The 11,115-nt window shown below is 74.7% G+C and carries 10 protein-coding genes; 8 read left to right on the forward strand and 2 right to left on the reverse strand.

From position 1 onward, the window contains the following. The first annotated feature begins 58 nt into the window (after positions 1 to 58). Positions 59 to 1,306, forward strand: a complete 1,248-nt coding sequence (locus tag ACIBVL_RS16430) for an aminotransferase class I/II-fold pyridoxal phosphate-dependent enzyme (RefSeq protein WP_399097818.1) — start codon at positions 59 to 61, stop codon at positions 1,304 to 1,306. Continuing rightward, a complete protein-coding gene (locus tag ACIBVL_RS16435; RefSeq protein WP_399097819.1) occupies positions 1,303 to 2,364 on the forward strand; it encodes an MBL fold metallo-hydrolase in 1,062 nt (353 codons plus the stop codon). Before ACIBVL_RS16430 ends, ACIBVL_RS16435 begins: the two co-directional genes overlap by 4 nt. 205 nt (positions 2,365 to 2,569) lie before the next feature. Here ACIBVL_RS16435 and ACIBVL_RS16440 read toward each other — a convergent pair whose 3' ends face one another. Next, a complete protein-coding gene (locus ACIBVL_RS16440; RefSeq protein ID WP_399097820.1) occupies positions 2,570 to 3,202 on the reverse strand; it encodes a DedA family protein in 633 nt (210 codons plus the stop codon). Next, positions 3,199 to 3,972, reverse strand: a complete 774-nt coding sequence (locus ACIBVL_RS16445; protein ID WP_399097821.1) for an MBL fold metallo-hydrolase — start codon at positions 3,970 to 3,972, stop codon at positions 3,199 to 3,201. Before ACIBVL_RS16445 ends, ACIBVL_RS16440 begins: the two co-directional genes overlap by 4 nt. 84 nt (positions 3,973 to 4,056) lie before the next feature. On the opposite strand from ACIBVL_RS16445, the gene ACIBVL_RS16450 reads away from it, so the two are divergent. The 6 genes from ACIBVL_RS16450 to ACIBVL_RS16475 all read left to right on the forward strand — a co-directional run bounded on the left by ACIBVL_RS16450 (position 4,057) and on the right by ACIBVL_RS16475 (position 11,083). Further along, the gene (locus tag ACIBVL_RS16450) at positions 4,057 to 4,458 is read left to right on the forward strand and encodes a hypothetical protein (RefSeq protein WP_399097822.1); all 402 of its coding nucleotides are present in this window, start codon (positions 4,057 to 4,059) and stop codon (positions 4,456 to 4,458) included. Between the two features lie 249 nt (positions 4,459 to 4,707). After that, positions 4,708 to 6,732 carry a phage holin family protein gene (locus ACIBVL_RS16455; protein ID WP_399097938.1) on the forward strand — a complete coding sequence of 675 codons (2,025 nt, stop codon included), beginning with the start codon at positions 4,708 to 4,710 and terminating at the stop codon, positions 6,730 to 6,732. Positions 6,733 to 6,833: 101 nt separating this feature from the next. Next, the gene (locus tag ACIBVL_RS16460) at positions 6,834 to 7,895 is read left to right on the forward strand and encodes an ATP-binding protein (RefSeq protein ID WP_399097823.1); all 1,062 of its coding nucleotides are present in this window, start codon (positions 6,834 to 6,836) and stop codon (positions 7,893 to 7,895) included. Beyond that, a complete protein-coding gene (locus ACIBVL_RS16465) occupies positions 7,892 to 9,691 on the forward strand; it encodes a hypothetical protein (protein WP_399097824.1) in 1,800 nt (599 codons plus the stop codon). Before ACIBVL_RS16460 ends, ACIBVL_RS16465 begins: the two co-directional genes overlap by 4 nt. 68 nt (positions 9,692 to 9,759) lie before the next feature. After that, the gene (locus ACIBVL_RS16470; RefSeq protein ID WP_399097825.1) at positions 9,760 to 10,185 is read left to right on the forward strand and encodes an OsmC family protein; all 426 of its coding nucleotides are present in this window, start codon (positions 9,760 to 9,762) and stop codon (positions 10,183 to 10,185) included. Between the two features lie 139 nt (positions 10,186 to 10,324). Beyond that, positions 10,325 to 11,083: a glycerophosphodiester phosphodiesterase family protein gene (locus ACIBVL_RS16475; RefSeq protein WP_399097826.1), complete on the forward strand. Its 759-nt coding sequence runs from the start codon at positions 10,325 to 10,327 to the stop codon at positions 11,081 to 11,083. The last annotated feature ends 32 nt before the right edge of the window (positions 11,084 to 11,115 follow it).

Consider the following 11,115-nt stretch of genomic DNA (forward strand, 5'->3'; position numbering starts at 1 on the left):
CCACACGGCACGGGGCCCCGGCGGCACACGGCACAGGGACGGACTGCGCGGAGGACCCATGCGGCGCACGGAACCGGAAGGCCACGGGCCCGTCCGCTACGGCCCGCCGCTCCCGCCGGACGGACTGCCCGTGCTGCCCGACCTCGCCGCCGTGCTCGCGAAAGCAGCCACGCGCGCGTACGGCGAACCCGTCGGCGGCGGACCCGCGCTCCTGGACGCCGCCTGCGGCTACTGGGAACGACGCGGCACCCCCGCCGGGCCCGGGCGGATCGTCGCCGGGCCCGGCGCCCCGGCCCTGCTGCTCGCGCTGACCGCCGCGCTCGGCGGCGACGTCCTGGTGCCCCGGCCCTGCGCGGCCTGGTGGGCGCCGTACGCGCGCCTGCTGGGCCGGCCCGTCTTCCATGTGGCGACGCCCGCCGAGTGCGGGGGCGTGCCGGATCCGTTCGCCCTGCTGGAGACCGTGCGCCGGGTGCGTGCCGAGGGCGGCGAGCCGCGGCTGCTGGTGCTGTCCGTCGCCGACGACCCCACCGCCACCGTCGCCCCGCCCGAGGTGCTCCACGAGGCCGTCGAGGCCGCCGCCGGGGAAGGCCTGCATCTGGTCAGCGACGAGACCTGGCGCGACACCCTGCACGACCCGCACGGCACCGTGCTGGTCAGTCCCGCCGAGATGCTGCCCGAGCAGGTCACCGTCGTCACCGACCTGGCCGGCGCGCTGCTGCCAGTCGGCTGGCCGGCCGCCGTAGCCCGCTTCCCCGCCTCGGCCGCCGGGGAAGGCCTGCACGCGCGCGTGCTCGACGTGCTCACCGCCCTCGACGCGCGCGTGGCCGCACCGGTCGCCGCCGCCGCCGCCCACGCTCTGGCCGAGCCCGAGCCCGTCACCGCGCGCGTGGCCGCCGCCGTACGCCTGCACGCGCGCGTGGCCGAGGCGGTGCACGCCACCGTCGTCGCCGCCGGCGCCTTCGCCCTGCCGCCGCAGGCCGGACGCCACCTGTACGCCGACCTCGGGCCGCTGCGCGAGGCGCTCGCGTCGCACGGCGTGGGCGACGCGCAGGACCTGGAGGACTTCCTCACCGCCCGGCTCGGCATGCCCGCGCCCGGCGGCCACCGCTTCGGAGACGACCTCGGGGCGCTGCGGGTGCGCCTGTCCACCGGCAGGCTGCTGGGCGGCACGGACGCCGAGCGCACGGAATGCCTCACCTCACCCACGCCGTTGGAACTGCCGCACGTGCAACGCGCGTTGATCCTCTTGAGGTCGGTCTTCGACGATCTCCGTGACGACGCTCAGCGATGGGAGCCTCCTCGATGACGCAGCAGTCCGAGTCGACCACCACCCCCACCGGCACGGTGACCACCCGGGACACCGACGCCCCGTCACCCCTGTCCGCTCCCACCGTCCCGCCCCTCGCCGAGCCCCGCCCGCTGGGGGAGCCGCGGGTGTGGCCGCGTACCTTCCACGACCGGTTGACCGCTCCGCTGCCCGGACTCAAGGCCCTCGCCCGCTTCGCCCGCGAGGGCTCCGTACGGCCCGGCAAGGAGGGCCTCGCCGACATTCCCCGGCTGCCGTTCGCGCCGGCCCCGCTGCCGCGCGTGGACGCCCGCACCGTCGCCGTCAGCTGGGCGGGACACGCCAGTTGGGTGGTCCGCATCGGCGGACTGACCGTCCTCACCGACCCGGTGTGGTCCCGCCGCATCCTCGGCACCCCGGCCCGCATCACCCCCGTCGGCATTCCCTGGGAGGCGCTGCCGACCGTCGACGCGGTCGTCATCAGCCACAACCACTACGACCACCTGGACGCGCCCACGCTGCGCCGCCTCCCGCGCGACACGCCCGTGTTCGTGCCGGCCGGGCTCGGCCGCTGGTTCCACCGCCGCCGCTTCACCCGTGTGACCGAGCTGGACTGGTGGGAGGCGGCCGAACTGTCCGGTGTCCGCTTCGACTTCGTCCCCGCCCACCACTGGTCCAAGCGCACCCTCACCGACACCTGCCGCTCCCTGTGGGGCGGCTGGGTGCTCACCGCGCCCGACGGGCAGCGGGTCCACTTCGCCGGCGACACCGGTTACGGCCACTGGTTCTCCCGCATCGGACAGCGCTACCCCGGCATCGACCTGGCCCTGCTGCCCATCGGCGCCTACGACCCCCGCTGGTGGCTCAGCGACGTCCACTGCGACCCGGAGGAGGCCGTCAGGGCCGCCCTCGATCTGGGCGCCCGCCGCATGGCGCCCATGCACTGGGGCACCTTCGTCCTGTCCGCCGAGCCCGTGCTGGAGCCCCTGGAACGGGTCCGCGCGGCCTGGCGGAAGGCGGGACTGGACCGCGAGGCCCTGTGGGACCTGCCGATCGGAGGCTCACGGACCTTGGACTAGTGCCGCGGCAGGCGACGTTCCCCCGGAGCGGCGTCCGGTGTGTGCTCTCGGCGTGCCGGGCGCAAGCCCTCGTACGGGACGTACTTGGGGTTGTGCCCGATGCGGAAAGTGGGGGCGCCCCCACTGGGGGAGCGTGCCGGGCGTCGCGACGGGGCGAACGTCGTCTGCCGCGGCACTGGCGTGTGTTTCGCCCCGGAGTGCCGGATCAGGCCGCCCGTGGCCGTCTGATCCTTCGCCACACGCTCGGCGCCGCGCTGATCGCCACGGTCAGCGCGACCGCCGTCACCACGCCCTGCCAGGGCTCCGGGAACAGGGAGCCGCCGAGGATACCGATCAACTGGTACGTGAGCGCCCAGGCCAGACAGGCCGGCAGATTGCCGCGGACGAAGCGGCGCAGCGGCCACTCCGCCAGCAGACAGGCCAGCATCACCGGGATCCGGCCCGCCGGCACCAGCCGGGACAGCACCAGCACGGCCGTGCCGTGGCCGGCGAGCTTCTCCTGCGCCTGCGCCAGCCGCTCCTCCGGGGCGCGCGAGCGTATCGCCTCCAGCCAGCGCGAGCCGTTCTTCGACCGCAGGCCGCGCCGCCCCAGCCAGTACAGCGTCGCGTCGCCGAGGAACGCCGCCAGGGACGCCGTCACGAACAGCAGCGCGAGCGCGAACGGCGCCGTCTGATGGAACGCCACCACCGCCGCCGAACTCACCAGCGCCCCCGTCGGCACCACCGGCACCAGCGCGCCGATCAGCACCAGCAGGAACAGCGACGGATAGCCGAGCACTTGCTGCGTGGACTCCGTCGGCACCACCGTCGTCGCGGCCGCGGCGAGCCACCACCTCACCGCCCGGCCTCCAGGCGCACGCTCTCCCCGTGCTCCAGCCGGTGCACCGTCACGCCCGGCGCACGGCGCGACGCGAGGCGCACGAACTCCTCGCCCGGCGCATGGAACTCATGGGGGCGCACGGCGTCCATCCCGATCGGCCAGTACGTGCCGTAGTGCACCGGCACCGCGCTCCCCGGCGCCAGCCGCGCCAGCGCCTCGGCCGCCCGGCCCGCGTCCAGATGCCCCTCGCCGAGATACGGCCCCCAGCCGCCCACCGGCAGCAGCGCCACGTCGACCGGCCCGACCTCCTTGGCCATCTCCTCGAACAGCCCGGTGTCCCCGGCGAAGTAGGTGCGCGCCTCGCCCTCGACGACGTACCCGAGCGCGGGGGAGCGGTGCGGGCCCACCGGCAGCCGCCGTCCGTCGTGCCGCGCGGGCACGGCCCGCACCCGCAGCCCGCCCACCGACGTCTCGTCACCCGGCTCCACCTCGCTGACCCGCAGATGCGCCAGGCGCCGCAGCCCCGGCACGGCGCGCGGCGCGCCCCGGGGCACCAGCAGGCGCGTGCCCGGCGCGAGACGCGCCAGCGACGGCACGTGGAGGTGGTCGGCGTGCAGATGGGAGACGAGCGCCACGTCCGCCCGCCAGGCGTTCGGCGGGGGCAGGAGGCCCCGGCGGCGGCGCAGATGCGCGAGCCGGCGGGCGAACAGAGGGTCGGTCAGCACGCGCACGTTCGAATCCTCGACCGTGCAGGTCGCATGACCCCACCAGGTGATCTCCACCGGCACCCCTTTGCCTCCTTCGCGCGACTCCCCCGAAGCCTACGGGCAGGAGTAGGGTCGGCGGCGAAACCCGGAGGTGAGGGGGACGCCATGGGACCGGTGCGGGTCACGGCGATCGCGAGTCTGACGCCGCTCGAGGAACTGGACGCCGATCCCTTCCTGGTGGACTCCCGCAGCCAGCACGCGATGTGCGCGCGCTGGGCCGCCCAGCGCGGCTACGTCGTCAGCCGCGAGCTGCTGGTGCGCGGGCTGCGCGCCGACCACTGCGTCCTGTGGGACGGGGTGCGGCCCGGCGTCGACCTGTTCGTGGCGCCCAGCCGCCGTGTCCTGGAGAGCGCGCTGTCGGACGTCGAGGAGTTCGCCGAGGAGTGCGCCCGGCGCGGGGTGCGGGTGGAGACGGTCGGCTTCGCCGAGCCCGCCTACGACGCCCAGATGAAGGCCCGTGTGCACCGGCGGCTGTCGATGCCGACGGCCGGCTACGACGGACGGTAGCCGAGAGGATCCGCCGCCGCGGCGCCCCCCCCGGTGCCCTCCGGCGGGCAGCCGCCGACCCGGATGCGCCGCGCTTGCCGCCACCGGCGGCCGGGTCGCCACCGGCGATATCCCGGGGCGACTGTCAGTGCCGTATGACAGGGTGGATGACGGCCCCTCACGGGCGTCGGGGCCGGAAGACGAGGTGGACGGGGCGTGCAAGGGGTGCGGTGGCGGCGGGCCGTCAGCCAGGCCGGGCGGAGTCTCGCGGTGTGGGCCGTCTCCACGCTGACGATGCTGGTGCTCGCGGGCATCCTGCCGGACTTCCGCCTGCAGTCCGCCGACGGCGACAGCGCCACCACCATCGCCGTCACCGCGGCCGTCGGCGCCGGCGTCTTCGGTGTCCTCTCCGCCCTCGCCTGGCCGCTGCTGGTACGCCTGCTGCTGCTCGTGCCGGCGCTCGTCCTGGGCCTGCTGGTGTTCTTCCTCAACGGCTCCCTGCTGCTGATCGCCCTGCGGCTGACCCCGTCCGGACAGACCGAGGCCGCCCCCGAGACCGCAGTCATCGTCGCCGCCGTGATGTCCGCCGTCGCCTCCGCGACCGGCGGCGCCCTGGCCGTCCGCGACGACGACGCCTACCGCCGCCGCCTCTACCGCCTCGCCGACCGCCGCCGCCGGAGCGGCCCGCCCTGCCCGCCCACCCCCGGCACCGTCTTCGTCCAGCTCGACGGCGTCGGCCACGACGTACTGGCCACGGCCGTGGCCAAGGGGGTGATGCCGACGGTCGCCGGATGGCTGGGCGAGGCCGCCGACCGCCGGTGCACCCACCGCCTCACCCCCTGGCACACCGACTGGTCCAGCCAGACCGGTGCCAGCCAGCTCGGCATCCTGCACGGCAGCAACCACGACGTGCCCGCCTTCCGCTGGTACGAGAAGGACACCGGCGAGGTGATGGTCTGCAACCGCCCCACCAGCGCCGCCGAACTCCAGCGCCGCGCCGTCGAGCGCACCGGCGACGGCGGGCTGCTCTCCGCCGACGGCGCCAGCCGAGGCAACCTCTTCGGCGGCGGCGCCGACGAACAGGCCCTCGTGCTGTCCATAGCCACGCGCCGCCGCAGCCGGGAAACCCGTTCCCGCGCCGGGTACTTCGCCTACTTCTCCGACCCGGCCAACGCCGTGCGCACGGCACTGTCGTTCATCGCCGAGGTGGTCCGCGAGATCGCCCAGTCCACCCGCGCCCGGCTGCGCAAGGAGCGTCCGCGCGTGGCACGCGGCGGCCTCTACCCGTTCGTCCGAGCCTTCGCGACCGTCGTCGAACGGGACGTCGTCGTGGCCGCCGTCATGGGCGACATGCTCGCCGGCCGCACCGCCGTCTACGCCGACCTGGTCGCCTACGACGAGGTGGCGCACCACTCCGGACCGCTCGGCCGCGACACCGAACAGGTGCTCGGCCGCCTCGACCGGGCCCTGGCGCTGATCGAGACGGTCGCCGAGCACGCCCCCCGCCCCTACCGGATCGTGGTCCTGTCCGACCACGGCCAGAGCCCCGGCGAGACCTTCCGCGCCCGCTACGGCCTCACCCTCGGCGACCTGGTGCGGGCCGGCTGCGGGCTGCCCGTGCCGCGCCGCGCCGAGCGCACCCACAGCGGCGCCGAGGCCCGCGCGGCCGTCCGGGCGGCGCTGCACCGGCCCGTGGAGGAGGGCCGCGCCCAGCACCGCCCGTCCGGCCGCCGCTCCGAGCCGGTCGTGCTGGCCTCCGGCAACCTCGGCCTGATCTCCTTCCCGGACGTCCCGCACCGGATGAGCAAGGAGGAGATCGACGCCCGCCACCCCGCCCTGCTGCCCACCCTCGCCAACCACCCCGGCATCGGCTTCCTCCTGGTGCGCAGCGAGGAGCACGGCGGGGTCGTCCTCGGCGCCTACGGCGCGGAGATACCCCTCGGCCGGCTCGACGACGATTCCGGCCCGCTGGCCGCGTTCGGGCCCGGCGCCGCCGACGCCGTGCGCCGCACCCACTCCTTCCCGCACACCGCCGACATCATGGTCAACTCCTTCCACGACCCGGCCGACGGCGAGGTCCTCGCCTTCGAGGAGCAGATCGGCTCCCACGGCGGCCTCGGCGGCGCCCAGGCCAGACCCTTCCTGCTCTCTCCGCTCGCCCTGTCCGCGCCCGTCGAGGAGGACGAGGCGCTGTCCGGCGCCGAACACGTCCACCGCGTCCTGCGCCGCTGGCTGCGCGAGTCCAACGGCCCCCAGGTCCCCCTGGAACCGGCACCTCAGGAACGGGCCGCCTGAAAATCGGCTGCGCCGACAGGGCCGTACGAACACACTGGTCGCAGTCCGCGCCGCTGCGCCCTTCTCGAGTTCTGCCACGACCCTCGCAAGGAGCCCCTGCTTTGCAGGCAGCCGTCACCGTCACGCCCTCCCGCATCCCCGACCTCCTCCTCGGCCTCGCCACCGTCCGGCCGGTGTTCCTGTGGGGCGCCCCCGGCATCGGAAAGTCCTCCCTGGTCAGGGAGTTCGCCGAGTCGCTGGGCCTGGAATGCGTGAGCCTGCTCGGTACGCAGCTCGCGCCCGAGGACCTGATCGGCGTGCCGCAGATCCGCGACGGACGGTCGGTGTTCTGCCCGCCGGAGGCGATCGCCCGCGACGAGCCGTACTGCCTGTTCCTGGACGAGCTGAACGCGGCCACGCCGGATGTGCAGAAGGCGTTCTACTCGCTGATCCTGGACCGCCGTATCGGAAACTACGAACTTCCCCGGGGCTCGATCGTCATCGGCGCCGGAAACCGGTCCACCGACAACGCCCTCGCCCGCCCCATCGCCTCCGCGCTCGTCAACCGCCTCACCCACGTCCACCTGGAGGCGTCCTCGAGGGACTGGCTGGCCTGGGCGGCGGGCAACGGCATCCACCGCTGGGTCCTCGACCACCTCACCGACCGCCCCGACCACCTGTGGTCCAAGCCGCCGAAGACCGAGGAACCCTTCTCCACGCCCCGCTCCTGGCACATGCTCTCCGACGCCCTGCACTCCTTCGGCCAGGGCCTCGACGAGGACACCCTCAAGGTCCTCGCCCACGGCACGCTGACGCCCGCGCACGCCACCGCCTTCTGCGGCTACGTCAAGATCGTCCGCAGCCGGTACGGCATCGAGGCCATCCTCAGGGGCGACGCCCCCTGGCCGCACCGCGTCGAGGACCGCGACCTGCTCTACTACCTCGCCGAGTCGTTCCGCGGCCGCCTGATCAAGGAACTCCCCGCCGTCAAGGAACACATGTCCGCGAACGGCCGGCAGACCGCCCACCGCGCCAAGTCGCTGCTCGTGCGGCTCGCCGAGATATCCGTCGAGGTCGCCCAGACCGTCATCGCCTCCGACGCCGACGGCAACCCGGTGCTGCCCTCCTGGTTCCTGGTGGAGGCTGCCCGCGACATGCCCCGGCTGGTGGAGGCCCGCCGGTGAGCCGGGGCGGCCGCGGCAAGAAGAAGCGGGACCTGGCGGCGGAGGCGTTCACCGAAGGGCTGCGGCTGGTGCGCGCCAACCCGGCGCTGGACGCCCTCGGCTTCGGCGTCTGCCGCCGGGAGGACTGCGAGCTCGCGCCGCGCGACGGCCTCGTCCGCGTCGACTCCGACGGCGACCTGCACGCCCACCCGGCCCGGATCGCCGACCCCGCCGTCTGGGCCTGGTCGATCGCCCACGCCGGCCTGCACCTCGCCTTCGGCCACCTCCCGGCGGAGAACGCCGTGCGGACCCAGCCCGACCGGTACGACATCGCCGCCCGCTGCACCGTCGTCAACCGTTTCCTCCTCACCTTCCCCGTCGGCAGGGCCCCCGAGGACCACCCGCTCACCTACCCCGACGGCGACGAGGAGCAGCTCGCCGCCCGCTGGCGCCGCACCGGTCTGCCCACCGCGTACGAGCGCTGCGGCACGGCCGGCCCCGCCCCCGACCAGCTGCTGCTGACCTGGGACACCTGGCGGAACGGAAAGCCTCCCGACCGGCAGCTCGCCTTCGCCACCGCCCTCACCCGGACCGTGTCCGCCGCGATGGACATGGCGGGCGGCCGACGCGCCCGCCTCGACGACGAGGTGGACCCGGCGCGACCCTGGGAACGCGCGCTGAGCTGGTTCATCTCCTCCTACCCGCTGCTCGGCGGGATCGCGGCAGGCATCCGGCTCGTCCCCGACGCCGAGCTCGCCCGCGCCCACGGGATCCAGATCGCCGCCGTCAACGCCGAGGCCGGCGAGATCTACATCAACCCACTGCACCGGCTCGAGGACGACGAATGGCGGTTCGTCCTCGCCCACGAGATGCTGCACGCCGCCCTCCGGCACGGCGACCGCTGCGGCACCCGCGACCCGTACCTCTTCAACGTCGCCTGCGACTACGTCATCAACGGATGGCTGCGCGAGATGCAGGTCGGCACCATGCCCGACGGGCTCCTCCACGACCCGGAGCTGGCCGGGCTGTCCGCCGAGGAGGTCTACGACCGCATCGCCCGCGACCTGCGCCGCATGCGCCGCCTGGCCACCCCGCGCGGCAGGGGAGCCGGCGACGTCCTCGGCGCCCCCCTCGGTCCGCCCCGGGACTGCGTCGACCTCGACGGCTTCTACCGGCGCGGCCTCGCCCAGGGCTTCGACCTGCACGAACGGCAGGAACGGGGCCACCTGCCCGGCGGGCTGGTGCAGGAGATCCGCGCCCTGAGCCACCCGCCGCTGCCCTGGGACGCCCGACTGGCCCGCTGGTTCGACGAGTTCGTCCCACGCCCCGAACCCCTGCGGACGTACTCCCGCCCCGCCCGCCGCCAGGCGTCCACGCCCGACATCCCCCGCGCGGGCCGCTACTTCCCGCCCGAGGAGGTCGCCCGCTGCACCTTCGGCGTCGTCCTGGACACCTCCGGCTCCATGGACCGCACCCTCCTCGGCAAGGCCCTCGGCGCCATCGCCTCCTACGCCGAGGCCCGCGACGTACCGGCCGCCCGCGTCGTCTTCTGCGACGCCGCACCGCACGACGCCGGCTATCTCCCGGTCACCGAGATCGCGGGCCGGGTCCGCGTGCACGGACGCGGCGGCACGGTCCTGCAGCCCGGAATCGACCTGCTGCACCGCGCCGACGACTTCCCGCGCGGCGCGCCGGTTCTGGTCATCACCGACGGCCTGTGCGACGTCCTGCGGATCCGGCGGGAACACGCCTACCTGATCCCGCAGGGCAACCGGCTGCCGTTCACGGCTCGGGGGCCGGTGTTCCGGGTACGGTGAGCGAGAGTGTGATCGGATGGGAACCACGGAAACCCGTCCGACGGGAAACCCACTCGAAAGGAACAACCGTGGCCACCACGCGCTCCGCACACACCGTCTGGGAAGGCAACCTGCTCGAGGGCAACGGCGTCGTCACCTTCGACTCCTCCGGCATCGGTGAACAGCCGGTGTCGTGGCCGTCGCGCGCCGAGAAGGCGAACGGCAAGACCAGCCCCGAGGAGCTGATCGCCGCCGCCCACTCCAGCTGCTTCTCCATGGCCCTCTCCCACGGCCTGGCCGGCGCGGGAACCCCGCCCACCAAGCTCGTGACCTCGGCCGACGTCACCCTCCAGCCGGGTGAGGGCATCACCGGCATCCACCTCACCGTGGAGGGCACGGTCCCCGGTCTCGACAACGACGCGTTCGTCGCCGCCGCCGAGGACGCCAAGAAGAACTGCCCCGTCAGCCAGGCCCTCACCGGCACCACGATCACCCTGTCGGCGAAGCTCGCCTGACCCGACGCCCCACCCCCGACACCGGCCGGCCGCGCCCCAGCGCACCGGCCGGTTCGGCGCGCCCGGCGCCGGCGGCACCACGGCCGCGCCGGGCGACACGGGGAGGCCGCCGCCACCGGAAATCCCCGATCATGAAGCCGTGACCAGCCCCCCGCACCCCCCGTCGGCCGCCCGACCCGCCGTCTCCGCCCATCGCGGCGGCTCCGAGCGCCACGGCGCCGCGACCCTCCAGGCATATGAGGACGCGCTCGCCTCCGGAGCGGAGTACGCCGAGTTCGACATCCGCCGCACGGCCGACGGCGTGCTCGTCGTCCACCACGACGCCCGGGCCGGCGGCCGCACCGGCCCCCCGCTGAACCGGATCACATACGCCGAACTGTGCCGGCGCGCCGGATACGCCGTTCCCCTCGTCGAGGAGGTGATGGCCCTGGTCGCCGGGAAACTCGCCGGGCACCTGGACCTGAAGGAGACCGGTTACGAGCACGAGGTCGTCGACCGGGCGGTGGCGCTGCTCGGCCGGGACGGATTCGTCGCCACCTCCCTGGAGGACCGTTCCGTCGCCGCGATCACCCGGGACTTCCCCGGGGTCCGCACCGCCCTGTCCCTGGGCCGCGACCGGCAGGAGGTCGGGGCGGCCCGGCTGGCCGGGACCCGGGCCGGCGAGCTGTTCCCGCTGCGACGCCTGCGGGCCTGCGGCGCGCACGGCGTGGCCGTGCACCAGCTCCTCGCCCGCGCCACCGTGCTGCGCCGCGCGGCCCGGCACCGCCTGTTCACCATGGTCTGGACCGTCAACGACGACTCCCGACTGCGCCGGTTCCTCGCCGACGCGCGGGTGCACGTGGTGATCACCGACCGGCCCCGGCGGGCGGTTGAGCTCCGCGACGGTCACTCCCCGTAGAGGTGTGCCTCCTGCGCCCCATTGACAGAAGC

Origin of the sequence: Streptomyces sp. NPDC049687, assembly GCF_044465285.1 — a bacterium.
GTDB lineage: Bacteria > Actinomycetota > Actinomycetes > Streptomycetales > Streptomycetaceae > Streptomyces.